Genomic DNA, 26,283 nt, shown 5'->3' on the forward strand with positions numbered 1-26,283 from the left:
TACTGCAGGGGGGACCCTGTGGGAGAGTAGGACGCCGCCGAACAATTATTCCGGGAAAGCCCCGTGCCCTTGTGGCACGGGGCTTTTCTGCGTTCTGAGCGTCTAGTGTCGAACCATGCGCTACGAACTGGTCATCTTCGACAACGACGGCGTGCTCGTCGACAGTGAGCCGATCTCCAACACCATCCTGGCCGGCTACCTCACGGAGCTCGGTCACCCCACCTCGTACGACGAGTCGCTCCGCGACTACATGGGGGCAGCCATCCACCGGGTACACGACCTGGTGGAGGAGCGGACAGGCCAGAAGCTGCCCGCGGACTTCGACGAGGAGCTGCACAGGCGGACACTTGGCGCGTTCCAGCAGGAGCGGCTGGCCGTCGTGGACGGGGTCGAGGAACTGCTCGGTGAGCTCGTCGCCGACGGAGTGGCGTACTGCGTCGCCTCGTCCGGGAGCCACCAGAAGATCGCGGCAGGGCACCGGAACGCCGGCCTCGACCAGTGGTTCGAGGAGGAGTGGATCTTCAGCTCCGAGGACGTGGGAAGAGGGAAGCCGGCCCCCGACCTGTTCCTCCACGCCGCCGAACGGATGGGCGTCGCCCCCGAGAGGTGTGTCGTGATCGAGGACAGCCCGCTCGGCGTCGAGGCGGCCCGGGCCGCCGGCATGGACGTGTACGGATTCACCTCGATGATGCCGGCGGACCGGCTCGTCGGGGTCACCGGCCACTTCTCCGACATGTCGCAGCTTCCCAAACTTCTCGCCTGATCGATCTACCCAGCGGTAGATCGGAGCTCTACGCTCGCGGCCATGACGGATGCGCGGTTGCGGTACGGCAGAGCCTCACTCGCCCTGAGCTTCCTGGTGCAAGGGGTGACCTTCGCTCTGCTCGTGACGCGCATCCCCGCCATTCAGGACCGGTACGGGATATCCGACGGGCTGCTGCCCGTCTTCCTTGCCGCTGTGCCCGTCCTGGCAGGCGTCGCCAGCGTGGTCACCGAGAAGGTGGTGGCGCGGGTGCGGCCCGGCGTCGTACTGCGGTGGGCGCAGCCCGTCGTGATGCTGGCCCTGCTCGCCGTGGGGGCCGGCAGCGAGGTGTGGCAGGCGGCGCTGGCGCTGGGGGTCTTCGGCCTGGCGGTGGGCGCGCTGGACGCCTCGATGAACATGATGGGCGTCAGCCTGCAGCGCGCGTACGGGCGCAGCATCATGCTGGGGTTCCACGCCGCGTACAGCCTGGGCGGGATCGCCGGGGCGTCGATGGCCTGGGCCGGGGCGCACTGGGACCTTTCGCTGCTGGTCTCCTATCTGCCGGCGGTGGTCGTCCTGCTGCCCGCCGCACTGGTCGGCAGCCGCTGGTACGCGGAGGGGAAGTCGGATGGCGGGGACCTGGCGGTGGAGCCGGGGAAGGGTGCGTCCGTGCCGTTCAGGATGCTGCTGCCGCTCTGCCTGGTGATGGCCTTCGCGTACATCGGTGACTCGACGGTCTCCAACTGGAGCGCGAAGTACCTGCAGGACGTGCTGGGCGGGTCCGAGCAGCTGGCGACCGTGCCGTACAACGTCTACATGGTGACCACGCTGCTCGGGCGGGCCGTCGGTGACCTCGGGGTACGGCGGTTCGGGGCCGTGGCGGTGGTGCGGGGCGGGAGCGTGCTGGCCGCCGTGGGGTTCGGGGTGGTGGCGCTGGCGCCGGGGCCCTGGTGGGGGATGCTCGGGTTCACGCTGCTGGGGCTGGGGCTCTGTGTGATCGTGCCGCAGACCTTCGCCGCCGCGGGCCGGATGTTCCCCGGGGCGAGCGACGCGGCGGTGGCCCGGCTGAACGTCTTCAACTACGTCGGCTTCCTGGTCGGATCGCCGCTCGTGGGGGCGCTCGGGGATGCCTGGAGCTACCGGGGGGCCATGCTCGTTCCCATGGTGCTGGTCCTCGCCACGCTCGTGTACGCCCGCTCGTTCGGCGCCGAGCCCGCCCGATACGGTGTCGGGCATGAGCGGGCACGCGCGGCTGATGTGGGATGAGGCAGTAACGGGATACGACTTCGGGTCCAGCCATCCCATGGACCCGGTCAGACTCGCCCTGACGATGGGGCTGGTGCGGGCGTTCGGGCTGGACGGGGAGGTGGACGTCCGGTCGGCGAAGGCCGCCGGTGACTCCACGCTCCGGCTGGTGCACCGCGAGGACTACGTGGCCGCTGTGCGGGCCGCCTCCGCGGATCCCCGGTCCGCCGATCAGGGGTACGGGCTCGGGACCGTCGACGATCCCGCCTTCGCCGGGATGCACGAGGCGTCCGCGCTCATCGCGGGACTCTCGGTGGGGGCCGCCGAGGCGGTGTGGCGTGGGGAGAGCGCGCATGCGGTGAACTTCACCGGCGGGCTGCACCACGCGATGCCCGGAGCGGCCTCGGGCTTCTGCGTGTACAACGACCCGGCCCTCGCCATCGCCCGGCTGCTGGAGCTGGGTGCGGAGCGGGTGGCGTACGTCGACGTGGACGTCCACCACGGGGACGGGGTCCAGGCGGCGTTCTGGGACGACCCCCGGGTGCTGACCGTGTCGCTGCACGAGCACCCGCGCACGCTGTTCCCGCAGACCGGGTGGCCGGAGGAGACCGGGGCCGGTGCGGGCGAGGGCGGTGCGGTGAACGTGGCGCTGCCGGCGGGGACGGGGGACGCGGGGTGGCTCCGGGCGTTCCACGCGGTGGTGCCCGAACTGCTGGAGGACTTCCGGCCGCAGGTCCTGGTGACCCAGCACGGGGCCGACACGCACTTCGAGGATCCGCTGGCCCACCTCGCGGTGTCGCTGGACGCGCAGCGCGCGGTGATGACGGCCTGTCATGAGCTGGCCCACTCCTGCACGGAGGAGGGGCGCTGGGTGGCGCTGGGCGGGGGCGGTTACGCGGTGGTGGACGTCGTGCCGCGGTCCTGGACCCATCTCGTGGGGATCGCCGCGCACGCGCCCGTGGACCCGGAATCGGTGATCCCGCCGTCCTGGCGGGACGAGGTCTACGCCCGTACGCGGCAGTTGGGGCCGGCGCGGATGACCGACGGCCGTACGCCGTCGTGGAAGCCGTGGGAGGACGGCTACGACCCGGCGGACCGGCTGGACCAGGCGGTGCTGGCGACCAGGCGCTCGGTGTTCCCGCTGCGGGGCCTGCTCACCTGAGGGCGGTTACGCCAACGGTGGTTCGCTCGCCGGTTTCCCGCCCGGGGGCGGTCCCGGTACGGGAGCATCGGGAGGGTGTTGAGCACCGGAGCGCTGCGCGCTCATCTGCTGGCGGCCCGGCTGGCCGGGCCCGTGGCCACGCCCCGGGAGACCAGCCTGCGGAGGTATCGCCTCTTCGCGGCGAGGGACCCCCGGGTGCTGCTCGGGCTCGATCCCGAAGGGGCGTGGGGGGAGCGTGACCTGCTGCGGCTGATGGCCGACAAGTGCGGGGTGTCGGACGATCCTGAGCAGGTGTCAGGGTTCGACGTGATCGATCCCGAGCGGACGCTCGAGGCGCTCGACGCGTTCGCGCGGTGCCTGGCCCGGGTCGCGGAGAGGCGGGCTCCGGTGCTGTTCGGCACCGGGCATCCGCACCGGCTGCTGGGGTTCTACGCCGGGCTGGCAGACGCTCTGTCGGCGGCGGGGTGTGCTGTGCTCACCCCGGCGCAGGGGCGATGTGTCGACATAACGACCCGGTTCGGCGTACGCACGTACAACCTCGACTACGTACGGGGCGTCGCGCTGGTGCGCGAACCGGGCGTGCGGGTGCCGGGGAGTGTCACCGGCGCACACACCCACTCGCCGCTGCCGGTCCGTGCCGTGCTGGAGGAGGTCGTGGAGAGCTGTGGGCTGCTGCCGGAGCTGGTGGTGGGGGACCACGGATGGGTCTGCGGTGCAGGTCAGCTGGGTATCGAGGCCATCGGGCTGGCGGACACGGACGACCCCGCGCTGTTCGTGGGTGAGGCGGAGGGGCGGGTGGCGGTGGCCGTTCCGCTCGACGACGCCGTGCGGTCCGACTACTACCGTCCACTGACTCGGTATGTACTCAATCGGGCATGTCTGTCACAGTAGGCGCCCGATCCGCTCACCTCTTCCCCACTCGCACCACCCGCCCCTAATCTGGGGAGTGAGCGCACAGCGACGAAGAGTCACCGGAGGGGAAGCCGGTGCGCGTCTCGTGCGGAAGGTACAGGTGGGTCATGGCTGCTGGCAGCGAGAGGCCTCTGAACGAGGTCAAGTTTCTGACCGTGGCGGAAGTCGCCTCGGTCATGAGGGTGTCGAAGATGACGGTGTACCGCCTGGTGCACAGCGGTCATCTGCCGGCGATCAGGGTGGGAAGGTCCTTCCGGGTCCCGGAGCAAGCGGTTCACGAGTATCTCCGAGAGTCCTTCGTGGGGGTGGAGTCAGCCTGACGTTGCCCTCGGATTACGTCCCTCACGCGGTGGCGGGTAGGCTAGGCCGACGTAGGTCGTGTGGGCCCAGACGCCCCGCACCAGTGAAGAAGAAGTGAGCGAGGGTAGTCGTGGGCTCTGTTATCAAGAAGCGGCGCAAGCGGATGGCCAAGAAGAAGCACCGCAAGCTGCTCAAGCGCACGCGCGTTCAGCGTCGCAACAAGAAGTAAGCGAACGCGGTTCGTGAGTCCGGGGCCCTCCCGCCGTTCAGGCGGGAGGGCCCCGGTGCGTTTTCCGGGCGTTGTCCCGGGCCCCTGAGCAGGGGACGTGAGGTGTGCGTTCGGTGGTATTCCCGCCATCGGTTCGGTAAAGCCCGCCTGGGGTCATCACAGGGCAACATCGACCGACTACCGTGACGGCAGGGGGAAGACCCCGCTCGGTGATCGATCGACGGAAGGCGCTGATCTTGGGGAAGATCGTGCTCGTCACAGGCGCTGCCCGGCAGCTCGGAGGCCGCTTCGTGCGGCGTGTCCAGCGCGATCCCGGTGTGGAACGGGTGATCGCCGTGGACGCCGTGGTGCCCGGGCACCAGCTGGGGGACGCCGAATTCGTCCTGGCGGACATCCGGCAGTCCGCGATCACCAGAGTCCTCGCCGAGCATTCCGTCGACACGGTCGTCCATCTGGACGTCTCGGCGAAGGCGAGCGGCGCGGGCGGCCGGACGACGGTCAAGGAGACCAACGTCATCGGCACGATGCAGCTGCTCGGTGCCTGCCAGAAGTCCCCGACGGTGCAGCGGCTCGTGGTCAAGTCCAGCACCAACGTGTACGGCTCGGCCCCGCGTGACCCCGCGGTCTTCACCGAGACGACGACGCCGAAGGCCCTGCCCAGCGGTGGCTTCGCCAAGGACGCGGTCGAGGTCGAGGGATATGTGCGTGGCTTCGCCCGCCGCAGGCCGGACGTGGCCGTGTGTGTGCTGAGGTTCGCCAACATCCTGGGTCCTGAGCCGGACTCGCCGTTCGCCGACTATCTGTCGCTGCCGGTCCTGCCGACGGTCTTCGGTTACGACCCCCGGTTGCAGTTCGTCCATGAGGACGACGTCGTCGACGTACTGGAGATCGCTTCCCGCGAGCCCCGGCGCGGCACCCTGAACAGCGGCACGTTCAACATCGCCGGGGACGGGGTGCTCCTGCTCTCGCAGTGTTCGCGGAGGCTGGGGCGGCCGACGGTCCCGGTGCTGCTGCCTGCCGTCACCTGGGTGGGCGCGGCGCTCCGCACGATCGGCATGACCGACTTCTCCCCGGAGCAGATCCGGCTGCTCACCCACGGCCGTGTGGTCTCGACCGTGCAGATGCGCGAGACCCTCGGCTTCCGGCCCCGGTTCACCACCGCCCAGACGTTCGCGGAGTTCGCGCGGAGCCAGGGGCCGGGGCTGCTGCCTCCCGAGCGGGTGAGCAGGGCGGTCGGCAGGCTGGCCGAGCTGCCGCTCGGCGGGGAGCGGGCCGGTACGACACATTCGACGCACGGCGCCAGGTAGAGGAGCGCGACCGACGATGGCGGACGCCAAGGTCATTCCCTTCGACGACGACCGTTCGCGCTCCGGCGCGGGGCGGCGCAGGAGCGTGCTGCCCGGTGCCGGCCGGGTCCAGGCACCCTCGGGGGCCGGTCCGGCGCCCGTGAGCGCCCTGCCGGGCGGCCAGGTGCCCGACGGGACGGCCGAGGACCCCTCACCGGGCCTCCGGGACGGCGAGGAGGGCAAGGAGGGCCAGGAGGCCGCGGGGAGCGGCTGGGACCGGCGCGTCGCGAGCGGGCTCGCGTTTCTGAGGCGGCGGCTCACGGGCGACTACGAGGTCGACGAGTTCGGCTACGACGAGGAGCTGACCGACCAGGTCCTCATGTCGGTGCTCAGGCCCCTGGCCGACACGTACTTCCGGGTCGAGGTGAAGGGCATCGAGAACATCCCGTCCGACGGCGGGGCGCTCGTCGTGGCCAACCACTCCGGGACGCTGCCGCTGGACGGGCTGATGCTCCAGGTCGCGGTGCACGACAAGCACCCGGCCGAGCGGCATCTGCGGCTGCTCGCGGCCGATCTGGTCTTCATGCTGCCGGTGGTCAACGAGCTGGCCAGGAAGGCCGGTCACACGCTGGCGTGCGCGGAGGACGCGGAGCGTCTGCTGCGGGCCGGCGAGGTCGTGGGAGTGATGCCGGAGGGTTTCAAGGGCCTCGGGAAGCCGTTCGGCGAGCGGTACAAGCTGCAGCGCTTCGGGCGGGGCGGGTTCGTGTCGACGGCTCTGCGGGCGGGGGTGCCGATCGTGCCGTGCTCGATCGTGGGCGCCGAGGAGATCTACCCGATGATCGGCAACTCCAAGACGCTCGCGCGGATCCTGGGGGTCCCGTACTTCCCGGTCACGCCGACCTTTCCGTGGCTCGGTCCGCTGGGGGCGCTGCCGTTGCCGACCAAGTGGACCATCCAGTTCGGGGAGCCGATCCCCACGGACAGCTATCCGCCGGAGGCGGCCGAGGACCCGATGCTGATGTTCAACCTGACGGACCAGGTGCGGGAGCAGATCCAGCACACGCTCTACAAGCTGCTGGTGCAGCGCCGGTCGGTCTTCTTCTGAGGGCCTGCGTGAGCGTGCCGGAGCGTGGATGAGGGGCGGCCCGTGCGGGCCGCCCCTCACGCACAGCGGGTGGACCTACGGCTCGATGTCCTCGCCCTGGATGCCCAGTCCGGGCAACAGGCCGGGGAGGAGCGGAGGCAGGGTGACGTCGGGGGCCGGCGACGACCCAGAGGTGCCACTCGGGGACGACGGGGTGGCGCCGTCCGTCGGGATGTCGTCCAGCAGGCCGTCCGAACCGCCGAGCAGGCCGTCGGGGGAACCGCTCCCGGAGGCGGAGGGCTTGGGCGCGGAGCTGGTGGAGGCGCTGCCGTCCGGGGCCGCGGAGGTGGACGGCGTGGTGCGGCCGGGGGCCGAGGAGCCGCCGTCGTCCTGCGGGGAACCCGCTGTAGGCGCGTCCTGTCCGGTGCCCGGTGTGCGGGGCAGCAGGGACTTGAGGGGGGCGACGTCCTGGTCCATGGCGTCGAAGACGGAGCTGACCTTCGCGCCGATGTCGTCAAGCTGGACGGGCAGGCGGTCACGGAGGCTGCTCCAGGTCGCGCGGTGGGAGCGCGAGAAGGAGTCCAGTGTCTGGATGGGGCCGAGGGAGCCGTCGCGGTCGTAGGCGCTGCGGAGCAGGCGGTGGCCCTCGGTGGCATCGTGGGTCATGCCGTTGAGCGTGCGCCTGACCTCGCCGATCGATTCGTGGTCGAGCTCGCCCGAGCGTGCGCGCTCCATCAGCCGGCGGGCCTCGCCGAGACGGGTCGAGGCGTGGTCGAGATAGGCCTCTCCCCGGGCGGCGTCGCCGTCGGCCATGGTGAGGCTGATGTCCTCCATGCCCCGCTTGAGCGGGTAGAGGGAGTCACCGGGCAGGGCGTCGGAACTGGCAGCGGCCACACCGCCGAACGCTCCCGCGGCCACACCGACCGTGAGCCCGCCCGCGGTGAGGCCCTTCGCCCAGCGGGAGCGTGGGCGCAGCCTCCGGATCGGGGATGCGCGGTGCGCCCCCCTGCTCCGCTGTTCGGGCACCGTAGGGCCCGTGGACGCACCACCTTCGGCGAACATGGTCTCCATGGCCGCGAGCAGCTGCGCTCGCTGCACCACTTTGACCTCGGGATCGAATTCCGGCTCGGGTAGCGCACCGAGGCCGTTCGCCAGGGCCAACAGCTTTCCGTGGTCGGCCGGTTGGGCCGGGTCCTCGGGCTGTACGGCCGCCGCACCCTGGGGGGTCTGCTCCTCCAGGGCCTGGGCGAAGGCGTTCGCCCGCCGGTGTGCCGAAACGTTTGCGATCACTGGCGGCACCTCCTCTCGTCATGACGGTCGACTCCCCTGAGGGTCCGGAAGGTTGCCCACCGGAGACATTTCCACACGATCGAGCGAGTGGAAACGGTCAGGTGTGGCGACAGGGGGCCTGCATCCGGCACAACGAGTGGCGCGGCAGTTGGGTTACGGACGAAAGATGATCCGATCGGTGTGTCACGAACACGTCACGGATGGTGATGTCAGCGGGCGTCGTCCGGCAGAAGTCGTGCGAGTGTCCGCACCGCCCGGTACTGCAAGGTTTTGATCGCGCCCTCGTTCTTCCCCATGACGCGGGCGGTCTCGGCGACCGAGAGGCCCTGGAGGAATCGGAGGGTGACGCACTCCTGCTGCTGCGGGTTGAGCCGCCGTACGGCTTGCAGCAGTGCGGCGTTGGAGAGGGACTCCAGGACGGAGTCCTCCGGGCTCCGCGCGACCTCGTTGGCGTCGAGCATTTCACCCGTGGTCACTTCCAGCCGGAATCGACTGGATTTGAAATGGTCGGCGACCAGATTGCGAGCGATCGTGACCAGCCAGGCGCCGAAGTCGCGGCCCTGCCAGGTGAAGGTGGAGATGCGGCGGAGGGCGCGCAGGAACGTCTCGCTGGTGAGGTCCTCCGCTGTCGCCTTGCCTCCCACGCGGTAGTAGATGTACCGGTACACGGTGTCGCTGTACTGGTCGTACAGGCGGCCGAAGGCCTCGGCCTCACCGGCCTGCGCGCGTTCGACGAGATCCATCATGCGCGCGCTGTCGCTGTCGGCCGTGGGCCGGCGGACGGCGGACGTGCTCGCGGCGCCGCGGGTGCTGCGTCTTCCGACGGCCGCGCTGCGTTCGGCCAGCGCGTAGCAAGGGCCGGCAGGTACAGGGGTGGCGAATTGGGGGACGGCGTACGCGGTGGGGACGAAGCCGCGCAAGTGGTCGAGGACCGTTGCGCGCAGCGTAGCCAGGCCCGAGGTGTCAACCCCGACGTGTGGGTACACGGGACTCCCAGAGGCAGAGCTTCCATCACGTGCAGTTCGAAAACCGTCACTCGTGGTAGCGGGTGGCGGGCTCCTTGTGCGTCTGAGGAGAATAACGCTTCGTACAGGCCGTGCTACACCCAGTTGCTCAAATCATCGATTACGTCGCTTCCGTAACCTCTAAGTGACGGTTCAAGTGGCACATCGTGACCGCTTATTGATCGAATCGCTTCGAGATCTGCCTGCGGTGGCGACGGGTTGTGGTCGGCCGCACGCAACGCGACTGGCCGGAGCGATGGGTGCGCGCACCCGCTGCCGGCTCCCGATTGGCCGTACGTCCCCGGGCGCGCCGCAGGGCCCCTCGTCCTGAGGGGCCCTGCGGAGCGTGAGAGGGTGCGCCCGGAAGTGGAACAGGGCGCGCGGGGGCGGGGTGGGTTCAGCGGCGCCGGCGGTGGATGGCCACGGCGGCAGCCGTGCCGCCGGCCAGGGCGCCGACGCCCGCGGCGGCCGGGATGCCGACCTTGGCCGCCTTGCGGCCGGTGCGGTAGTCGCGCAGCCGCCAGTCCCGGGCGCGGGCGTACTTGCGCAGCTTGGTGTCCGGGTTGATCGCGTAGGGGTGGCCCACCAGGGAGAGCATCGGGATGTCGTTGTGCGAGTCGCTGTACGCGGCGCAGCGTTCGAGGTCGAGGCCCTCGGCCGACGCCAGCGCGCGGACCGCCTCCGCCTTCGCCGGCCCGTGCAGGGGTTCGCCGACCAGCCGGCCGGTGTAGACGCCGTCGACCGATTCGGCGACCGTGCCCAGCGCGCCGGTGAGGCCCAGGCGGCGCGCGATGATCGTGGCGGTCTCCACCGGGGCGGCGGTGACCAGCCAGACCTTCTGGCCCGCGTCGAGGTGCGCCTGGGCGAGGGCGCGGGTGCCTGGCCAGATGCGGTCGGCCATGTACTCGTCGTAGATCTCCTCGCCGATCGACATCAGCTCGGAGACGCGGTGGCCCTTGACGATGGACAGGGCGCTGTCCCGGGCGTCCTGCATGTGCTCGGGGTCCTCGACGCCGGCCAGCCTGAACCAGGCCTGCTGCCAGGCGAAGCGGGTCAGCTCGCGGCGCTGGAAGAACTTCCGCTTGTACAGGCCGCGGCCGAAGTGGAAGATCGCGGCGCCCTGCATGACGGTGTTGTCGAGGTCGAAGAAGGCGGCGGCCCGCTCGTCCCCCGCCACCGGGAACGCGGGTTCCCGGTCCTCGTCGAGGGCGGCCGGCACGTCCTCGGGCCCGGCGGCGAGCGCCGACTTCCGCGCTGCCTCGGCTGCGGCCTCGCCTGCGAGCACGCTGCGTGCCGTGGCGGGGCGCCTGCGGGGTGTGAGCCATCCAAGAGCGGCCATGTCGTGAGCATAGCCATTCTGTTCTGCAGTTCCCGACCCGGCGGGATGCGGCGGTGTGAACTCTCCGGGGCCGGGGCGACAAACGGGTGAAGCGGCGGCCTCCGAGGGGGTCTGCGCGGGGCCGCCGAGGCGCAGAATGAAGGTATGAGTCCTCTGCTGCGCCGAGTGAAGAAGAACCCCGCGGACCGGGTGGTGACCCTCGTGGGGAAGCCCGGGTGCCACCTCTGCGACGACGCGCGACAGGTGGTGAGCGCGGTCTGCGAGGAGACCGGTGCCTCGTGGGTGGAGCGGGACATCACGCGCGACGAGGAGCTGTACAAGGAGTACTGGGAGCAGATCCCGGTGGTCCTGATCGACGGCGAACAGCACACGTTCTGGAAGGTGGACCCGGCGAGGCTGCGCACGGCGCTGGGAACGTGAGGGGGATGCGTGGGCGAAAGACGGTTAACATCATGGGCGTTTTGAGTGGTCTCGGGGGCGTTGACATGAGGAGTGTGTACCGTCTTGCCCCCTTCGGGCCTGCAACGGGCTGATGTCGTCCCAAGTTCCGGGACCGCGCTGGGAATATGCGTGACCCCGGTCACTTTGACCAGACAAAACGGACACAATCTTTGTGCACGCGTTCACAAAGACATAGCCTGCTGTCGACGGGGCGGTCATAGGACATACGGCCGCCTGCAGCCCCGCTCATCCCGCAGGAGCACCGTGGCAACTGGCCGAACTCACCGACCGGCGACCCGTAGCCGAGGAATTCCCGAGGCCACCGTCGCCCGGCTTCCGCTGTATCTCCGCGCACTGACGGCGCTCTCCGAGCGCTCGGTTCCCACGGTCTCGTCCGAGGAACTCGCCGCGGCGGCGGGGGTCAACTCCGCCAAGCTGCGCAAGGACTTCAGTTACCTGGGCTCCTACGGCACGCGTGGTGTCGGGTACGACGTCGAGTACCTCGTCTACCAGATCTCCCGTGAGCTCGGCCTCACCCAGGACTGGCCCGTCGCGATCGTCGGTATCGGTAACCTCGGCGCCGCACTCGCCAACTACGGCGGGTTCGCCTCGCGTGGTTTCCGGGTCGCCGCCCTGATCGACGCCGACCCCACGATGGCGGGTACGCCCGTGGCCGGGATCGCGGTCCAGCACACCGATGACCTGGACCGGATCATCAGCGAGAACGGTGTGTCCATCGGAGTCATCACCACTCCGCCCGGCGCGGCCCAGCAGGTCTGTGACCGGCTCGTGGCGGCCGGTGTGACCTCCATCCTGAACTTCGCGCCGACGGTGCTCTCCGTGCCCGACGGTGTCGACGTGCGCAAGGTCGACCTCTCGATCGAGCTCCAGATCCTGGCCTTCCACGAGCAGCGCAAGGCGGGCGAGGAAGCCGCTGCCGACGGCAGGGCGGTCGTCGGCGGTGACGCCGAGGAGGCGCCGCCGATGCGCGCCACCCCCACCGGCCGGAAGGGACCTGACGGGGACATGCCCGCCGTGATGCCGGCATGAGTCTTCTCGTCGTCGGACTGAGCCACCGCAGCGCTCCCGTCTCCGTGCTGGAGCGGGCCTCGCTGGCCGCCGAGGCCCAGGTCAAGCTGCTCCAGGACACCCTCGCCGCGGAGCCCGCGGCCGAGGCCGCCGTCCTGGCCACCTGCAACCGCATCGAGCTGTACGCGGACGTGGACAAGTTCCACGCGGGTGTCGCCGAGCTGTCCACCCTGCTGGCACAGCACAGCGGCGTGGGCCTGGACGAGCTCACTCCTTATCTTTATGTGCACTACGAGGACCGTGCCGTCCACCACCTCTTCTCGGTGGCGTGCGGGCTGGACTCGATGGTCGTGGGCGAGGGCCAGATCCTCGGCCAGATCAAGGACGCGCTGGCGCGGGGGCAGGAGCTCCACACCGCGGGGCGCCTCCTGAACGACCTCTTCCAGCAGGCCCTGCGGGTCGGCAAGCGTGCCCACAGCGAGACCGGGATCGACCGTGCCGGGCAGTCGCTCGTCACCTTCGGGCTGGAGCAGCTGGCGGACGGCGCCGAGGTCACCGAGTGGGCGGCCGGCAAGCGCGCCCTGGTGATAGGGGCGGGCTCGATGTCCTCGCTGGCCGCGGCCACGCTGGCCCGGGCCGGCGTCGAGGAGATCGTCGTCGCCAACCGGACCCGGGCGCGGGCCGACCGGCTCGTCGAGATCCTCGGCCAGGCCGGTGTCCCGGCCGCCCGGGCGGTGGAGATGGCCGAGGTCGGGAACGAACTGACACGTGCCGACGTGGTCGTCTCCTGTACCGGGGCGACGGGGCTCGTCCTGACCGCGGCGGCCGTCGCCGAAGCACTCGGAGCTGCGTACGACAGCGCGGCCCAGGCTCCCGAGGCCCCGGCCGCCCCGGCGGCCGACGAGCTGGACCAGCACGCCGCATGGGTGGAGAACGGCTCCGCCGCCGCGCAGGACCGTGCCGTGCGCCCGGTGGCGCCGCGCCCGGCCGACGCCGGCCCCGTCCGGCTCCACCTGCTGGATCTCGCGATGCCGCGCGACATCGACGGAGCGGCCCACCGCGTCGCCGGTGTGCGCCTCGTCGACATCGAGTCGCTCGCCGAGGCGTCCGCGGACGCCCCGATGGCCGCCGATGTGGACCAGGTGCGCACCATGGTCGCCGAGGAGGTCGCGGCCTTCGGGGCCGCCCAGCGCGCCGCCCACATCACCCCGACCGTGGTCGCCCTGCGCACCATGGCCGCGGATGTGGTGGCGGGCGAGATCGCGCGGCTCGACGGGCGCCTCCCCGACCTCGACGAGAAGCAGCGCGCCGAGATCACGCAGACCGTGCGCCGCGTCGTCGACAAGCTCCTGCACGCGCCCACCGTGCGGGTCAAGCAGCTCGCGAGTGAGCCCGGCGGCGCCGGGTACGCCGATGCGCTGCGCGAACTCTTCGACCTCGACCCGCAGACGGTGGCCGCCGTCTCCCGGGCAGACCTGAACGACCCGAATAGAGGGCGGTCATGACCGACAACTCACCCCTGGGCGGGGAGACCACACCACCCCTCCGGCTAGGCACCCGGCGCAGCAAGCTCGCCATGGCGCAGTCCGGCATGGTCGCCGACGCGGTCCGTGAGGTGACCGGGCGTGCCGTCGAGCTCGTCGAGATCACCACGTACGGAGACGTGTCGCGGGAGCACCTGGCGCAGATCGGCGGGACCGGTGTGTTCGTCGCGGCTCTGCGGGAGGCGGTGCTGAGCGGCGAGGTGGACTTCGCCGTCCACTCGCTCAAGGACCTGCCGACCACACAGCCCGAGGGTCTCGTCCTGGCTGCGGTTCCGCAGCGTGAGGACCCGCGGGACGCACTGGTGGCGCGGGACGGGCTGACCTTCGAGCAGCTGCCGCCCGGCGCCCGCGTGGGCACCGGCTCGCCGCGCCGCATGGCGCAGCTCAACGCGTACGCCCGCTCCCACGGTCTCGAGATAGAGACCGTCGCGATCCGCGGCAACGTGGACACGCGCATCGGTTTCGTACGAAGCGGGGAGCTGGACGCGGTGGTACTCGCCGCCGCCGGGCTCAGCCGCCTCGGACGCACGGACGAGGTCACCGGCTTCCTGCCGGTGGACACCGTCCTGCCCGCTCCCGGCCAGGGAGCACTGGCGATCGAATGCGCTGAAAGCAGCGCGGACCTCGCCGCAGCCCTCGCCGAGCTCGACGACCCGTACACCCGGGTCGCCGTGACCGCCGAGCGCGCCCTGCTCAACGCCCTGGAGGCCGGCTGTTCCGCACCTGTGGGTGCGCTGGCCGATCTCCTGGCCGACGGGCAGGTTGTCAACGAACTGCGCCTGCGCGGTGTCGTCGGTTCCACCGACGGCACTTCCCTGGTGCAGCTGTCCATCACCGGTCCCGTCCCCACGTCGCACGACGACGCGGCGGCCCTCGGTCGCGAGCTCGCGTCCGAGATGCTCGCCAAGGGTGCGGCCGGTCTTATGGGGGAGCGAGCACTTTGAGCCCCACCGGCCCTGTCGTATCCGACTTCCCTGTCCTGTCCTCAGGGCATGTCACCTTCCTCGGCGCCGGTCCCGGCGACCCGGGGCTGCTGACACTTCGCGCCGTCGAGGCGCTTGCGAGCGCGGACGTCCTTGTCGCGGAACCCGAGGTTCTCGACGTCGTCCGCTGCCATGCGCGGGCAGGGGTAAGCACGCCTGAGCTGGCGGTTGTTGACATGGCGTCAACGCCCGCCGGAGTACCCGTTCTCAGGGATGCCGCCAATCTTGTCATGGAGGCAGCGAAGGGCGGCAGGCGGGTCGTCCGTGCCGTCACCGGGGACCCGGGTCTGGACGGCAACACGGGCGCCGAGATGCTGGCCTGCGCCGCAGCGGGCGTGCCGTTCGAGGTCGTGCCCGGCATCGCGAACGCCGTAGGCGTGCCCGCGTACGCCGGTGTGCCGCTGCGGGACGCGCAGGGAGCGGATGTGCGGTTCGTCGACGCGCGCACCGCCTCGGACCGCTGCTGGTCCGAGGTCGGCGCGAGTGACGCGACGGCCGTGGTGTCGACGTCGCTGGACTCGGTGGCCGCGGCGGCCGGGGAGCTGGTCTCAGCGGGCCGCAAGCCCGACACCCCGCTCACCGTCACGATCGCGGGTACGACCACCCGCCAGCGCACCTGGACGGCGACGCTCGGGACGATCGCCCAGGTCCTGAAGCAGGCCAAGGTGCTCCCCTCGCCCGAGGGGCACCTGCCGGTCATAGCCGTGGTCGGGGAGCGCAGCTCCGCCGCCCAGCGGGACCAGCTCGCGTGGTTCGAGTCCAAGCCGCTGTTCGGCTGGAAGGTGCTCGTGCCGCGTACGAAGGAGCAGGCGGCGTCGCTCTCCGACCAACTGCGTTCCTACGGTGCGGTGCCGCACGAGGTCCCGACGATCGCCGTCGAGCCGCCGCGTACGCCCCAGCAGATGGAGCGGGCGGTCAAGGGCCTGGTCACCGGCCGGTACGAGTGGATCGCCTTCACCTCGGTGAACGCGGTGAAGGCGGTGCGGGAGAAGTTCGAGGAGTACGGGCTGGACGCCCGTGCCTTCGCCGGGATCAAGGTCGCGGCCGTCGGTGAGCAGACCGCCGCCGCGCTCGTCGACTTCGGTGTGAAGCCGGACCTGGTGCCGTCCGGTGAGCAGTCGGCCGCCGGTCTGCTGGAGGACTGGCCGCCGTACGACCCGGTCTTCGACCCGATCGACCGGGTGTTCCTGCCGCGCGCCGACATCGCCACGGAGACGCTGGTGGCCGGTCTCATCGAGCTGGGCTGGGAGGTCGACGACGTCACCGCGTACCGCACGGTCCGCGCATCGCCGCCGCCGGCGGACACCCGTGAGGCGATCAAGGGCGGCGGCTTCGACGCGGTGCTCTTCACGTCGTCCTCGACCGTCCGCAACCTGGTCGGCATCGCGGGCAAGCCGCACAACGTGACCGTGATCGCGTGCATCGGTCCCGCGACGGCGAAGACCGCGGAGGAGCACGGCCTGCGGGTCGACGTCCTCTCCCCGGAGCCGTCGGTCCACAAGCTGGCGCAGGCGCTGGCGGACTTCGGCGCGCAGCGCCGGGACGCGGCCAAGGAGGCCGGTGACCCGGTGACGCGGCCGAGCGAGCGGCGTCCTGGCGCGCGGCGCCGCCGGACGACCACCTGATCCGGCGGGCGAAATCGTGGGGCCCGGTCGCTTCCTCGGGGAGGCGGCCGGGCCCTTTCGCGTACCCGCGGGGGCGTCCGTTGCGTGTGCCCGTGTGCCCGCCCGGCCGGGCTCTTCGCGTGTCCGCGCGGCCGGTCCGGGGGTCTTCGGCCTCAGACCGGCTTACGCCACACGGAGATGTGTCCGCCGGAGTCCTGCGTGAAGGGTGTTCCCTCCCAGTCGGCCACCCGGCGCTCCAGCCGGAGTCCGGCGATCTTCGCCATGAGGTCGAGCTCCGCCGGCCAGGCGTACCGCTGGCGGCAGCTGCCGCGGCGGTAGCGGCCGTCCTGCTCGCGGGTGAAGTGGTGGGAGACGAGGAGCTGCTCGACGAGGTCGAACGTGTCGAAGCCGAGATGCCGCGCGGAGACGTCGAACGGCACCGCGGTCTGCGTCGGGGGCAGGAGCCGCAGTGGTGGCACACCGAGCTCGACGACGAACCTGCCGCCGGGTTCCAGGTGGCGCGCGGCGTTGCGGAAGCACTCGACCTGTTCGTCCTGGGTGAGCAGGTTCCCGATGGTGTTGTAGACGACGTAGACCAGCGAGAACGTGCCGTCGACGACGGTCGTGGCCATGTCTCCGACGGTGACCGGGAGCCGGTCCTCGTCGATCTTGCGTCGTAGGACGGCCGCCATGTGCTCGGAGAGTTCGATGCCGCTCACGGGTACGCCGCGTTCACGGAGCGGGACGCCGACGCGGCCGGTCCCGATGGCGAACTCCAGGGCCCGTCCGTCACCGGCGAGTGCGGCGAGGAAGTCGAGGGTCGGTCCGAGAAAGGCGGCGGTGGATCTCGGCGCCTCTTCGGTGTCGTAGCGGTCGGCGGTCTCGTGGTCCCACAGTTCGCTGCTCGTCACGGGCGGGCACTCTGCCGTGTTGCCGGGTGTCCTGTCGACGGAATTACCTTTCGGCGCCTGGCCAGGACGGTCCGGGGGGAGTCGTCCCGTGCTCTGCTTTTTCCGGCCCGGGTGTCGGTAAACCGGTGATGTGTGCGGGTCTAGTCTCGAAGGATGACCGATTACGGAAACTTCCCCGGCTCGCGGCCCCGCCGGCTGCGGACGACCCCCGTCATGCGGCGCATGGTCGCCGAGACCCGGCTCGACCCGGCGAACCTGATCCTGCCCGCGTTCGTACGCGAGGGCATCGACGCCCCGGTCGCCATCTCCGCCATGCCGGGCGTCCAGCAGCACACCCTGGACACGCTGCGGAAGGCCGCTGTGGACGCGGTCGCGGCGGGCGTGTCGGGGATCATGCTCTTCGGGGTTCCGCTGGACGAGAAGAAGGACGCCCGGGGCACTGCGGGGACCGACCCGGACGGCATCCTCCAGGTCGGCCTGCGGGCGGTGCGGGAAGAGGTCGGCGACGACCTGGTGATCATGTCCGATCTCTGTCTGGACGAGTACACCGACCACGGCCACTGCGGGGTGCTGACCGAGGACGGCCGCGTCGACAACGACGCCACCCTGGAGCGGTACGCCGAGATGGCCCAGGTCCAGGCCGACGCGGGCGCCCATGTGGTGGGCCCCAGCGGCATGATGGACGGCCAGGTGGGCGTGATCCGGGACGCGCTGGACCAGACGGGCCACGAGGACGTGTCGATCCTCGCGTACACCGCGAAGTACTCCTCGGCCTTCTACGGTCCGTTCCGTGAGGCGGTGGGCTCCTCGCTCAGGGGCGACCGCAAGACCTACCAGCAGGACCCGGCGAACACCCGTGAGTCGCTGCGCGAGCTGGCGCTGGACCTGGAGGAGGGCGCCGACATGGTCATGGTCAAGCCCGCCGGTCCCTACCTCGACATCCTCGCCAAGGTCGCCGACGCCGTGGACGTGCCGGTCGCGGCGTACCAGATCAGTGGTGAGTACTCCATGATCGAGGCCGCCGCCGAGAAGGGCTGGATCGACCGGGACGCGGCGATCCTGGAGAGCCTGACGGGCATCCGTCGCGCGGGTGCGCGGATGATCCTGACGTACTGGGCGACGGAGGTCGCGCAGAAGCTCGGGCGCTGACGGCCCAGTGCGGGGTCTTGGAGCGGGTCACGACGGGTCGTGGCCCGCTTCTTGCTGTCAGGAGGCGTGGGCGTGCAGCCGGTGCTCGAAGCTCGGGCTTCGGGCGCCGAGCTTCGGGAGGGGCGTGTTCACTCTCCCGGGGGACGTTTCCGGGAGCGCGGGCCCGAAGCTTGAGCTTCGGGACTCGGGCGGCGAGATGCGGGCTTCGGGATTCGAGCGCCTTCTTTACCCGGTAGGGAGAAGAGGGTTCGGGTAAACCTCCCCGACCTCCCTGACCCGTCACGATCAGCAAGTATGACTAATCGTGACTGACCTGCAGCGGAGCGTCGCGACTGCTTACGGTGCGGAAACTAGAACGACCCCGACGCGGTGCTAGCAACACCAGGCCGGGGTCTCACCTCAAGATCGAAAGCACCGATCCCGTGGCTATCCAGCAGCCTAGCTCCGCCCTGCGTACCCCCGCCTCCTCGCGCCCGTACCCGATGGCCAGTCCCGGCTACGGCAAGCGATCCGCCCCGGACCAACAGCCGCGCTGCGCGGACGACTTCATGCTGCTGCCGCTGCGGGAGCGGAACATCGCCGGGTTCATCGATCAGCTTCCCGACGGCGCGGCCATGGACGTCAAGGGCCTGGCCAAGCAGCTGCCGCTCTACGGTCAGCAGGCGGTCGGTACGGCCCTCAAAGCCCTGTCCGTCGCCGGGTACCTGCGTCGTGTGCGCTGCCTGGTGACCGGCGAGGGCGGCCAAGTGCGCTGGGTCTTCCGTACGTTCTGGTCCCGCACCGCGCGCGACAACGAGTGGTGGGGTGCGCTGATGGCTGCCGAGGTCCAGCGGGCGACCGTGCCCGAGCCGGTGGTGACCGTTGTCGCCGCAGTCCCCGTCGTGCCGGAGCAGAGGACGCGGGAGCCGGAGCCGGTCGCAGAGGGGCCCTCGCCCGCGTACGCGGCCCTGGCGCAACTCGGCCGCACTGATGCCCGTCTGGCGCTCTCCGCCGCCGATTGCGCGGTCCTGGAGCCGCTGGCCGCCGAGTGGTTCACGCGCGGTGTGGACGCCGACTACCTCGTCCGGGCGCTTGTCGCAGGGCTGCCCGCCCGGGTCGACTCACCGGTCGGCCTCGTCCGCCGCCGTCTCACGGACAAGATCCCGCCTCAGGTGTCCGCCACCCCGGTGCCGCCCGCACCTGGCACGCCGGTCCGGCGCGTGATGATGGAGTGCACCAAGTGCGGTGTGCCCGGCCGCGCGGAGGCGCTGCCGGACGGTCTCTGCCGCGCCTGTCGGCAGCCGGAGGAGAGGGCGCCGGAGGCTCCCGCCGAACTGCCCGCCGACCGGGACGTGCGTACCTACGTCGCCGGGCTGCGCGATCTGCTCAAAGCGCCCTGAGTCTCTGCCCGGTCAGCTCCGGGCCGCGAACGCGGCGAAGGCCGACCAGGCGGTGGGAGCGACGGTGAAGGTGGGGCCCTCGGGGTTCTTGGAGTCGCGGACGTGGACGGCGGTGGGGTGCCTGGAGACCTCGATGCACTGGCCGCCCTCGTCGCCGCTGTAACTGGACTTGCGCCAGTCGTACGCAACTTCGAGGCACTGGCCGCCTTCGCTGCCGCTGTGGCTCGACTTGAACCAGTGCAATGTGGTGCTCATCATTCTCCCAGCAGACGGTCCAGCATGCCCAGGGTGCCTTCGGGGCTGTGTGCCTGAGCTCGCAGCATCGCATATTTCTGCGACAGGATGCTGACCTCATTCGGGTCGGAAACCAGCTGGCTCCCCCGCTGGGTTTCGGAGTATGCGACGTACTGGTGGTCGGGGGTCTCCAGCAGGGTGAACGGGCCATTGAGGCCCGCGTGGCTCCTGCTGTTGAGGGGCAGGATCTGGAGGCAGACGCCCGGAAGCTCAGCGCAGCGGCGTAGGTGCCGTAGCTGGTCGGTGTGGTCCTGTTCCGGGAGGAGGCGTAGCAGGAGTGCCGCTTCCCAGACCACCATGCTGATCGTCGGAGGAGTCTCCCGTCGCAGAATTGCCTGCCGATCGAGACGGGCGGCGGCTTGAGCCTCGATCTCGTCCTGGCTGAACGCGGGAACCCGGTTACGGAAGACCGCCTTCGCGTACGCCTCCGTCTGGAGCAGCCCCGGGATGACCTGGCTGTCGTACCAGGACAGCGCCAGCGCCTCCCGCTCCAGGTCCATGTACTGCTCCGCCCACGCCGGGATCAGGTCCACCTCCGGCATGTTGTCCACCGCCGTCTCCAGCGCCCCCTTCGTGTCCAGCAGCTCGTCCAGGCGCCGGGCGAGGTCGGGGAGGAGGGTGCGGCGGCCCTGTTCGATGGAGGCGATCGTCTCCAGCTGTACTGAGGCCCGGTCCGCGAGCTGGGCCTGTGTCAGGTTTGCCGCGACGCGGAAGAGGCCGACCAGTTTGCCGACGAGCTTCATGGCCGACGCGTTCCTGCGCTGCCGTTTCCTGGGGTGCATACGGTTCGGACTCCCCGCCCTGGTGCGTGCTTCACGCATCGGCGACCCGTACAAGAAATCTGTACGTCTTCACCTCAGGCGGCATCATAGACACAGAGAGTGACTGGCTCGAACCGCTCAGGACACCAGGCCCTGGCGGTAGGCGTAGACGACTGCCTGCACCCGGTCGCGGAGCCCGAGCTTGGTGAGGATGCGTGAGACGAAGGTCTTGACCGTCTCCCGGCTGATCACGAGGGACGCGGCGATCTCGTTGTTGGAGAGGCCGTCCGCGATGAGGCGCAGGACCTCCAGTTCGCGCGGCGTCAGGGGGATGTCGGGACCCTTGCCGTCCGTGGGGCGGATCCGGGCGGCGTACCTGCCGACGAGCTGGCGGGTGACGTCCGGGTCCAGGAGTGCGGCGCCCGCCGCCACGGTGCGGATGCCGTGGAGCAGCCGGTCCGGTGGGGCGTCCTTGAGGAGGAATCCGCTCGCGCCTGCGCGCAGCGCCTCGTAGACGTACTCGTCCAGGTTGAACGTCGTCACCACGAGCACCTTGACGGGGTGGGGCACTCCGGCGCCGGCCAGCAGGCGGGTGGCCGCGATGCCGTCGAGCACCGGCATGCGGATGTCCATGACCACGACGTCCGGGCGCAGTCTCTCTGCGAGGTCGACCGCTGTCCGCCCGTCCCCGCATTCGCCGGCGACCTCCAGGTCGGGCTGCGCGTCGACGATCGTCGCCAGTCCGGTGCGGATCAGTACCTGGTCGTCGCAGATAAGGACACGGATCGGCTCGGTCACGAGGGGCTCCCGGCGGGTATGCGGACCCGGACGAGGAAGCCGCCGCCCGGCTGTGGGCCCGCGCTGAAATCGCCGCCCAGCACGTCGACGCGCTCGCGGAGGCCGGCCAGGCCCCGCCCGCTTCCGCCGGTGGGTGCGGTCTTCGAGGTGGAGCCGTCCGTGCTGACCTCCACGGAGATCTCCTTCTCGCTGTGGCGCACCCTGACCGAAGTGGCGCTCCCGTGAGCGTACTTGAGGGCGTTCGTCAGGGACTCCTGCACCACCCGGTAGGCGACGAGGTCGGCGCTGCCGGTCGACTCGGCGGGTGCGCCCTCCTCCGTGAACTCCACCGGCTGCCCCGCCCGCCGCGTCTGTTCGACGAGGGTGAGGAGCCTGCCGACGGGCGGCGGTGTGGCCTGGGGGCCGTGGTCGGGGTTGAGCAGGTCGAGCAGGTGCCGCAGGTCGGTGATGGCCCGCCGGCCGGTGTCGCTGACGGCTGTCAGGCTCTGGTCGAGGCGGTCAGGTGCGGCGGTCAGATAGCGCGCCGCCTCGGCCTGGACGACCATCGCGGTCACGTGGTGGGTCACGACGTCGTGGAGTTCGCGGGCGATGCGCGCCCGTTCGGCGGTGCGGGTGTCCTCGGCGACGCGGCGGCGGCGTTCGGCCTCCACGGCCCGGGTGTTGCGCAGCCACACGCCGACGCCCCAGGCGAGTGCCACGGCCAGGTAGAACGTCACGAACTCGCTCGGCGGCTCCCCCGGGCCGAGCCGGTGGAGTGCGACCGCCAGCGGGACGTAGGCAGCGGAGAAGGCGATGGCGACGGCCCGCCGGTGGTGTTCCACGAGGGACGCGACGCTGATCAGTGCGAGGGGCAGCGCGGTGCCCGCGAGCGTGTGGTAGCCGCGGAGCTGGTCGAGGGCGAAGCCGAGCGACACCAGCCCGAAGCAGATGACCGGCCACCGCCGGCGTCCGGCGAGCGGGAGGGACTGGAGGGCGATCGCCACGACGGCCAGGGCGTCGAAGGGGCGGTCCGGCAGACCGCCGAGCTCCGTACCGTTGCTGCGGAACCCCGGCAGGAACGACGCGGCCAGGAGCAGCAGTGCCAGCGGGGCGTACCAGAGTGCGGCGTCCGGGCGGCGCCACCGTTCCAGGATGCGCGGGAGTCCGGTCATCGGGGGAGTGTAGTGGTGGCGGCGGCCTTGTCGGCGCGGCGGCGGCGGGGCACCAGGTTGCCGCGCCGGTGGGCCAGCCACAGGAACGCGACGGTGATCAGGGCTCCGAACGCCACCGAGTACACGCTTCCTTCGGGGCCGAAAGCGCCTCCGGTGACCCATGCCGGACCCGATGTGACGGTGTCCAGCAGTCCCTGCGGAGTGTCGTTGCCGGAGACCTCGGTGCTGAAGATGCCGGCCGCCGCGAAGTTCCAGCCGAAGTGCAGGCCGATCGGCAACCACAGGGTGCGGGTCGCGGCGTAGGCGGCGGCGAGCATCCCGCCGGCCTCGATCGCGATGGCGACGGCGCCCCAGAGGTCGGCGTTCGGGTTCATCAGGTGCGAGGCGCCGAACAGGACCGCGGTCAGGGTCAGCGCGATCCAGGTGCCGGTGCGTTCCTCGATGATCCGGAACAGGACGCCACGGAACAGCACTTCCTCGGTCACGGCCGCGGCGGCCATGAAGCCGGCCAGCCCGATCGCGCCGGAGGGGGAGCCCAGGCCGTTGATCTCGTAGTGCGCGTTGACGTAGATGTTCGTGATGACGGCGCAGAACATGGCGAGGCCGATCAGCAAGCCCCGGCCGAACGCCGCCTCGGCACCCTTGCGGGCCACCTCGGTGGGCGGGCGGTGCTCCGTCTTCCGCACCACCCAGCCGTAGACGAGTACGGCGACGACGGATGTCAGGAGCCCAAGGACGAGCTGGAGCCACGGACTGTCCTCGACGGCGGCGACGGCCTGACCGCCGATCGCGGCGACCAGCACGACGGCCAGCAGTTGCCATATGAATCTCATGAGCGCTCCTTCACCGGAGCCGCGGCCGGGGTGCCGCGGCGCCTCGAACGCTACGGATCCGGCGGTCCGGGATCGTCACCTCACGGTGGACACCTGCGCGTAGCTCGCGTGGGGGACAGGCACGGCCTGCGGAGCTTGATCAATTCGGTTGAGGGCGTGCCCGGCTACGGGGAGGATCGCCCGCATGTTCTCTCGCAGGAATCGCCGTCCCCCGTCCCCCGAGCTGGCCGCCGCCCGGGAGTGCCTCGACCGGGGTGACGTCCCGGGCGCCTTGCGTGAGCTGAGGCAGGTTTCCTCCGCGCCGCTGGGGGAGGTCGCTGACGTGGTCGCGCGGGCTGCCGGGGCGGCGGGGTTCGACGACCTGCGGAAGGCCGCGACGGCGCTGGCCGCGCGTCCCGACCGGGCGCGTCCGCTTTACGACTACGGCTACGCGTGCGTGGAGCGCGGTGTCTCCTACCTGGCGATACCCGCGCTGCGGGAGGCGCTGCGACTGGCCCCGGGGTCCGCCGGCCTGCTGCGTGAACTGGTCTCGGCGTACGAGGACGAGGGCCGGCACCGGGACGCGGTCGACGCCCTGCTCGCACACGAGGACGGGCTCGCCGACTGGCCCGACCGCTATCTCCTGGTGTTCAACGCCGTCCTGGCCGGTGACCTGGAGCTGGCCCGCCGTCAGCACGCCCGTCTGCCCGACCCCGCCGAGGACGTCTGGATCGGGGCGCGGGACCGGCAGAACCGTGTGCTGGAGCGTGCCTCGGTCGTGGGGCGGGTGAGCCCGCTGGACCACTCGGACCTCCGCGGCTGGCAGTACGTGATGGGGGGCACCGTGCTGGGCACGCTGTCCCCGTTCGGCTTCGACGCGGGCATGGCGGGCCGGTACGCCTATCTCCAGGACTCCCACGAGCGCTGTCTGTACGGGCTGTTGCGGCTGAAGTCCGTGGTCGCCGCCGCCGGGGTGCGTCCTCGGTCGGTGTCCCTGCTGCCCGACCGGGGGAGCAGGATCCTGGGACTTGCCGCCGCCGAGGTGCTGGGCCTTCCGGCGGAACCCTTCGAGGCCGGCCGCGAGGACACCGTGGTGATCGCCTACGACCTCGACGGGACGGCGCGCGCCGACGGCGGGCCCGAGGTGATCGGGCAGCTCTTCGAACGCGCGCCGGGGCAGGTCCTGCACGAGCACGCCTCCTGCTGGACCGACCCGCCCGCCGTCACCGCGGACAGTGTCACGTTGCTCCACCAGTCGGCCGTGGCGCCGTGGGGGGCCGGTCTTCGCCAGGGCGCCGACGGTGAGGTGGAGCGCGGGGAGTCCGACCGGCGGCCGGAGGCGGTGATCGCCGCCGAGATCGTGGGAGCAGATCCGGCGCCGGAGGCGGGGGACGGGGAGACGCCCCCCGACCCTGCCGAGAAGCTCACCGACTTCGTCTCCGCAGTGGCCGGTACGTGGCTCAGGGGTGACCGGGCCCGGCTGCGTTCCTCCGGACCGGTGACCAGCTCACGGTTCCTCTGACGGGCGCCGTCGGGGTCGGTCAGTCCCACCAGAACGTCCACACCTCCTGTCCCAGCAGGTGTGTTTCGGCGTAGACACGCAGTCCGTGGGGCGGCTCACGGTCGATGTTGTCCGGGCAGAAGGCGAAGTGCTCGGCGGCCAGGGCGTACGCCTCCGGCCCGGTGGTCGGCGGCCGTCCCACGGACACCTTCATGGTGTCGAAGCCGAGCGCGACGACCCTGATGTCGTACCGGTCCTCCCAGGAGCGCAGTACCGCGCAGAGGCGGGCCACGTCGTTCTCGTGGTTGAGCGGCCCGGACCAGCCGATCGCCGCGGGGATGTCGGCGCTGCGCCGGGCGGGGACGAGCGCGGGCCGTGCGGTCCCCGCGATCATGTCGGCTATCCCGGCGGCCAGTTCGTCCGGGGTCTCGGGGGTGCTCCCGGCCGGGGCCGGGGCCAGTCCGGGCCACTCGGCGTGCTCGCTCCCCAACTCGTCGCAGGCGTAGGCCTCCCAGGCCTCGGCGAGGACGTCCTCGGCGTCGTGGTCACCTGGGTAGCTGGTGTCCGCGGGGCTGAGTTCCCAGTGCTGGGGGCCCTCGTCGCGCGGGCCGCCGTCGAGCAGGACCGGGAGCAGGCCGAGGGGGCGGCCCGTGGCACGCAGCCGGGCCCAGTCGCCCGGCTGCGCCGGCTCGTCGGCGTACCAGAGGAGAGGTTCGTGCCACGGGCCGTCCGCCGTGGTGGTCAGGAGTGTGCCCGCCGGGAGTTCGAGCCGGGGCAGCTGGTTCGGGAGGGTGGCCATGAAGATCAGCCTAGGATCCGGGACTGACAACGCGGGTGCGGCGGCGGTGCGTTGCCGCCCCCGCTCCGGGGCTGTTCCGCAGGTGCGGCCCCTCAGGCCTGTTCGGCGAGGCGCTTGAGGGTGACCAGATCGGCTGCCACCGCGGCCTCGTCGCTCCGGAAGTCGTCGGCGCTCATGTCCGGCCGGCGGCGCAGGGTGAACACGACCTCGCACCCGTCTCCGTCGGCGATCACCCGCAGCGGGTTGTAGACGGTTTCGCCCGAAGGGAGGGTGACGTGGTGGTCGAGCACGCCGAGGTCGTTCCTGGGCGCGAAATCGACCACGACCCGCCCCATGGGCGAGTCGGCGATCCACCGTCCGTCGGTCTCCTCGATCGACTTCCCGAGGCCTGCGGCCCATTCGGGCAGGTGGGAGGGGTCCGAGGCGTAGGCGTAGACCTCCTCGGCGGGGCGCTCGATGTGGATGCTGATGTGGCGGGATTCTCCGGCGTGAGTGGTCATGGAGCTGACGCTACCGAGTCGCCGGTGCACCGTC

General features: G+C 71.0%; 27 protein-coding genes. 16 read left to right on the plus strand and 11 right to left on the minus strand.

All coding sequences use genetic code 11. The features are described from left to right. The first annotated feature begins 115 nt into the window (after nt 1–115). The 8 genes from ACFY8O_RS25470 to ACFY8O_RS25505 all read left to right on the plus strand — a co-directional run bounded on the left by ACFY8O_RS25470 (nt 116) and on the right by ACFY8O_RS25505 (nt 6,981). The gene (locus tag ACFY8O_RS25470) at nt 116–763 is read left to right on the plus strand and encodes an HAD family hydrolase (RefSeq protein ID WP_145809365.1); all 648 of its coding nucleotides are present in this window, start codon (nt 116–118) and stop codon (nt 761–763) included. 42 nt (nt 764–805) lie between these two features. Then, nucleotides 806–2,008: an MFS transporter gene (locus ACFY8O_RS25475; RefSeq protein ID WP_387906124.1), complete on the plus strand. Its 1,203-nt coding sequence runs from the start codon at nt 806–808 to the stop codon at nt 2,006–2,008. Further along, nucleotides 1,977–3,149, plus strand: a complete 1,173-nt coding sequence (locus tag ACFY8O_RS25480; protein WP_145809363.1) for an acetoin utilization protein AcuC — start codon at nt 1,977–1,979, stop codon at nt 3,147–3,149. The genes ACFY8O_RS25475 and ACFY8O_RS25480 overlap by 32 nt, the downstream gene beginning before the upstream one ends. Nucleotides 3,150–3,224: 75 nt before the next feature. Beyond that, the gene (locus tag ACFY8O_RS25485; RefSeq protein ID WP_387906128.1) at nt 3,225–4,040 is read left to right on the plus strand and encodes a phosphatase; all 816 of its coding nucleotides are present in this window, start codon (nt 3,225–3,227) and stop codon (nt 4,038–4,040) included. Between the two features lie 128 nt (nt 4,041–4,168). Further along, nucleotides 4,169–4,381, plus strand: coding sequence for a helix-turn-helix domain-containing protein (locus ACFY8O_RS25490; protein WP_014046653.1), 213 nt, complete (start codon nt 4,169–4,171; stop codon nt 4,379–4,381). A gap of 110 nt (nt 4,382–4,491) precedes the next feature. After that, a complete protein-coding gene (locus ACFY8O_RS25495; RefSeq protein ID WP_003948845.1) occupies nt 4,492–4,590 on the plus strand; it encodes a 30S ribosomal protein bS22 in 99 nt (32 codons plus the stop codon). A 236-nt stretch (nt 4,591–4,826) separates the two neighbouring features. Continuing rightward, nucleotides 4,827–5,897 (plus strand): NAD-dependent epimerase/dehydratase family protein, encoded by a 1,071-nt coding sequence (locus ACFY8O_RS25500; RefSeq protein ID WP_145809361.1) that lies wholly within the window; start codon nt 4,827–4,829, stop codon nt 5,895–5,897. Nucleotides 5,898–5,913: 16 nt separating this feature from the next. Then, entirely contained in the window at nt 5,914–6,981 is a 1,068-nt protein-coding gene (locus ACFY8O_RS25505) for a lysophospholipid acyltransferase family protein (RefSeq protein WP_387906131.1), read from the plus strand. 75 nt (nt 6,982–7,056) lie between these two features. On the opposite strand, the gene ACFY8O_RS25510 is transcribed toward ACFY8O_RS25505, so the two are convergent. The 3 genes from ACFY8O_RS25510 to ACFY8O_RS25520 all read right to left on the minus strand — a co-directional run bounded on the left by ACFY8O_RS25510 (nt 7,057) and on the right by ACFY8O_RS25520 (nt 10,593). After that, nucleotides 7,057–8,250 (minus strand): DUF5667 domain-containing protein, encoded by a 1,194-nt coding sequence (locus ACFY8O_RS25510; RefSeq protein ID WP_145809359.1) that lies wholly within the window; start codon nt 8,248–8,250, stop codon nt 7,057–7,059. 209 nt (nt 8,251–8,459) lie between these two features. Continuing rightward, nucleotides 8,460–9,236, minus strand: a complete 777-nt coding sequence (locus tag ACFY8O_RS25515; RefSeq protein WP_145809358.1) for an ECF subfamily RNA polymerase sigma factor, BldN family — start codon at nt 9,234–9,236, stop codon at nt 8,460–8,462. 415 nt (nt 9,237–9,651) lie between these two features. Beyond that, a complete protein-coding gene (locus ACFY8O_RS25520) occupies nt 9,652–10,593 on the minus strand; it encodes an HAD family hydrolase (protein WP_145809357.1) in 942 nt (313 codons plus the stop codon). Nucleotides 10,594–10,737: 144 nt separating this feature from the next. On the opposite strand from ACFY8O_RS25520, the gene ACFY8O_RS25525 reads away from it, so the two are divergent. From ACFY8O_RS25525 to ACFY8O_RS25545, 5 genes are all read left to right on the plus strand, one after another. Further along, entirely contained in the window at nt 10,738–11,013 is a 276-nt protein-coding gene (locus ACFY8O_RS25525; RefSeq protein ID WP_145809356.1) for a glutaredoxin family protein, read from the plus strand. Between the two features lie 285 nt (nt 11,014–11,298). Then, nucleotides 11,299–12,084, plus strand: a complete 786-nt coding sequence (locus ACFY8O_RS25530; protein WP_145809355.1) for a redox-sensing transcriptional repressor Rex — start codon at nt 11,299–11,301, stop codon at nt 12,082–12,084. After that, on the plus strand, nt 12,081–13,568 hold the full coding sequence (locus ACFY8O_RS25535; protein WP_145809354.1) for a glutamyl-tRNA reductase: 1,488 nt from the start codon (nt 12,081–12,083) through the stop codon (nt 13,566–13,568). The genes ACFY8O_RS25530 and ACFY8O_RS25535 overlap by 4 nt, the downstream gene beginning before the upstream one ends. After that, nucleotides 13,565–14,551, plus strand: a complete 987-nt coding sequence (gene hemC / locus ACFY8O_RS25540; RefSeq protein ID WP_145809353.1) for a hydroxymethylbilane synthase — start codon at nt 13,565–13,567, stop codon at nt 14,549–14,551. The genes ACFY8O_RS25535 and hemC overlap by 4 nt, the downstream gene beginning before the upstream one ends. Beyond that, on the plus strand, nt 14,548–16,215 hold the full coding sequence (locus ACFY8O_RS25545) for a bifunctional uroporphyrinogen-III C-methyltransferase/uroporphyrinogen-III synthase (RefSeq protein ID WP_145809352.1): 1,668 nt from the start codon (nt 14,548–14,550) through the stop codon (nt 16,213–16,215). The genes hemC and ACFY8O_RS25545 overlap by 4 nt, the downstream gene beginning before the upstream one ends. A gap of 152 nt (nt 16,216–16,367) precedes the next feature. Here ACFY8O_RS25545 and ACFY8O_RS25550 read toward each other — a convergent pair whose 3' ends face one another. Beyond that, nucleotides 16,368–17,105: a class I SAM-dependent DNA methyltransferase gene (locus ACFY8O_RS25550; RefSeq protein WP_145809351.1), complete on the minus strand. Its 738-nt coding sequence runs from the start codon at nt 17,103–17,105 to the stop codon at nt 16,368–16,370. A 153-nt stretch (nt 17,106–17,258) separates the two neighbouring features. On the opposite strand from ACFY8O_RS25550, the gene hemB reads away from it, so the two are divergent. Both hemB and ACFY8O_RS25560 read left to right on the plus strand, forming a co-directional pair. Further along, nucleotides 17,259–18,254, plus strand: coding sequence for a porphobilinogen synthase (gene hemB, locus ACFY8O_RS25555; RefSeq protein WP_145809348.1), 996 nt, complete (start codon nt 17,259–17,261; stop codon nt 18,252–18,254). A gap of 482 nt (nt 18,255–18,736) precedes the next feature. Then, nucleotides 18,737–19,633 carry a MarR family transcriptional regulator gene (locus ACFY8O_RS25560; RefSeq protein WP_387906139.1) on the plus strand — a complete coding sequence of 299 codons (897 nt, stop codon included), beginning with the start codon at nt 18,737–18,739 and terminating at the stop codon, nt 19,631–19,633. Nucleotides 19,634–19,645: 12 nt separating this feature from the next. On the opposite strand, the gene ACFY8O_RS25565 is transcribed toward ACFY8O_RS25560, so the two are convergent. From ACFY8O_RS25565 to ACFY8O_RS25585, 5 genes are all read right to left on the minus strand, one after another. Beyond that, the gene (locus ACFY8O_RS25565) at nt 19,646–19,888 is read right to left on the minus strand and encodes a DUF397 domain-containing protein (protein WP_387906141.1); all 243 of its coding nucleotides are present in this window, start codon (nt 19,886–19,888) and stop codon (nt 19,646–19,648) included. Then, a complete protein-coding gene (locus ACFY8O_RS25570) occupies nt 19,888–20,670 on the minus strand; it encodes a helix-turn-helix domain-containing protein (RefSeq protein WP_387906665.1) in 783 nt (260 codons plus the stop codon). Before ACFY8O_RS25570 ends, ACFY8O_RS25565 begins: the two co-directional genes overlap by 1 nt. A 156-nt stretch (nt 20,671–20,826) precedes the next feature. Continuing rightward, nucleotides 20,827–21,486: a response regulator gene (locus tag ACFY8O_RS25575; protein ID WP_145809342.1), complete on the minus strand. Its 660-nt coding sequence runs from the start codon at nt 21,484–21,486 to the stop codon at nt 20,827–20,829. Continuing rightward, complete coding sequence (locus ACFY8O_RS25580) at nt 21,483–22,637, minus strand: sensor histidine kinase (RefSeq protein ID WP_387906143.1); 1,155 nt, start codon at nt 22,635–22,637, stop codon at nt 21,483–21,485. Before ACFY8O_RS25580 ends, ACFY8O_RS25575 begins: the two co-directional genes overlap by 4 nt. Next, nucleotides 22,634–23,470, minus strand: a complete 837-nt coding sequence (locus tag ACFY8O_RS25585) for a CPBP family intramembrane glutamic endopeptidase (RefSeq protein WP_387906146.1) — start codon at nt 23,468–23,470, stop codon at nt 22,634–22,636. Before ACFY8O_RS25585 ends, ACFY8O_RS25580 begins: the two co-directional genes overlap by 4 nt. A gap of 184 nt (nt 23,471–23,654) precedes the next feature. Between ACFY8O_RS25585 and ACFY8O_RS25590 the strand changes: the two genes are divergently transcribed. Further along, complete coding sequence (locus ACFY8O_RS25590; RefSeq protein ID WP_387906149.1) at nt 23,655–24,971, plus strand: hypothetical protein; 1,317 nt, start codon at nt 23,655–23,657, stop codon at nt 24,969–24,971. A gap of 19 nt (nt 24,972–24,990) precedes the next feature. Here ACFY8O_RS25590 and ACFY8O_RS25595 read toward each other — a convergent pair whose 3' ends face one another. Together ACFY8O_RS25595 and ACFY8O_RS25600 are read right to left on the minus strand one after the other, a co-directional pair. Continuing rightward, entirely contained in the window at nt 24,991–25,749 is a 759-nt protein-coding gene (locus tag ACFY8O_RS25595) for a DUF4253 domain-containing protein (RefSeq protein ID WP_387906150.1), read from the minus strand. A 92-nt stretch (nt 25,750–25,841) separates the two neighbouring features. Beyond that, nucleotides 25,842–26,249, minus strand: a complete 408-nt coding sequence (locus ACFY8O_RS25600) for an SRPBCC family protein (RefSeq protein WP_387906151.1) — start codon at nt 26,247–26,249, stop codon at nt 25,842–25,844. Nucleotides 26,250–26,283 lie beyond the last annotated feature (34 nt).

It is taken from the genome of Streptomyces argenteolus, assembly GCF_042902585.1.
Classification (GTDB): Bacteria; Actinomycetota; Actinomycetes; order Streptomycetales; family Streptomycetaceae; genus Streptomyces; species Streptomyces argenteolus.

What these genes read in the sequence shown, in the direction of transcription:
- ACFY8O_RS25520 (WP_145809357.1), bottom strand. Translation starts at nt 10,593, where the DNA reads ATGGCCGCTCTTGGATGGCTCACACCCCGCAGGCGCCCCGCCACGGCA.
- ACFY8O_RS25480 (WP_145809363.1), top strand. Translation starts at nt 1,977, where the DNA reads ATGAGCGGGCACGCGCGGCTGATGTGGGATGAGGCAGTAACGGGATAC.
- ACFY8O_RS25595 (WP_387906150.1), bottom strand. Translation starts at nt 25,749, where the DNA reads ATGGCCACCCTCCCGAACCAGCTGCCCCGGCTCGAACTCCCGGCGGGC.
- ACFY8O_RS25565 (WP_387906141.1), bottom strand. Translation starts at nt 19,888, where the DNA reads ATGAGCACCACATTGCACTGGTTCAAGTCGAGCCACAGCGGCAGCGAA.
- hemC (WP_145809353.1), top strand. Translation starts at nt 13,565, where the DNA reads ATGACCGACAACTCACCCCTGGGCGGGGAGACCACACCACCCCTCCGG.
- ACFY8O_RS25570 (WP_387906665.1), bottom strand. Translation starts at nt 20,670, where the DNA reads ATGAAGCTCGTCGGCAAACTGGTCGGCCTCTTCCGCGTCGCGGCAAAC.
- ACFY8O_RS25535 (WP_145809354.1), top strand. Translation starts at nt 12,081, where the DNA reads ATGAGTCTTCTCGTCGTCGGACTGAGCCACCGCAGCGCTCCCGTCTCC.
- ACFY8O_RS25580 (WP_387906143.1), bottom strand. Translation starts at nt 22,637, where the DNA reads ATGACCGGACTCCCGCGCATCCTGGAACGGTGGCGCCGCCCGGACGCC.
- hemB (WP_145809348.1), top strand. Translation starts at nt 17,259, where the DNA reads ATGACCGATTACGGAAACTTCCCCGGCTCGCGGCCCCGCCGGCTGCGG.
- ACFY8O_RS25470 (WP_145809365.1), top strand. Translation starts at nt 116, where the DNA reads ATGCGCTACGAACTGGTCATCTTCGACAACGACGGCGTGCTCGTCGAC.
- ACFY8O_RS25505 (WP_387906131.1), top strand. Translation starts at nt 5,914, where the DNA reads ATGGCGGACGCCAAGGTCATTCCCTTCGACGACGACCGTTCGCGCTCC.
- ACFY8O_RS25475 (WP_387906124.1), top strand. Translation starts at nt 806, where the DNA reads ATGACGGATGCGCGGTTGCGGTACGGCAGAGCCTCACTCGCCCTGAGC.
- ACFY8O_RS25585 (WP_387906146.1), bottom strand. Translation starts at nt 23,470, where the DNA reads ATGAGATTCATATGGCAACTGCTGGCCGTCGTGCTGGTCGCCGCGATC.
- ACFY8O_RS25590 (WP_387906149.1), top strand. Translation starts at nt 23,655, where the DNA reads ATGTTCTCTCGCAGGAATCGCCGTCCCCCGTCCCCCGAGCTGGCCGCC.
- ACFY8O_RS25600 (WP_387906151.1), bottom strand. Translation starts at nt 26,249, where the DNA reads ATGACCACTCACGCCGGAGAATCCCGCCACATCAGCATCCACATCGAG.
- ACFY8O_RS25560 (WP_387906139.1), top strand. Translation starts at nt 18,737, where the DNA reads ATGGCCAGTCCCGGCTACGGCAAGCGATCCGCCCCGGACCAACAGCCG.
- ACFY8O_RS25525 (WP_145809356.1), top strand. Translation starts at nt 10,738, where the DNA reads ATGAGTCCTCTGCTGCGCCGAGTGAAGAAGAACCCCGCGGACCGGGTG.
- ACFY8O_RS25490 (WP_014046653.1), top strand. Translation starts at nt 4,169, where the DNA reads ATGGCTGCTGGCAGCGAGAGGCCTCTGAACGAGGTCAAGTTTCTGACC.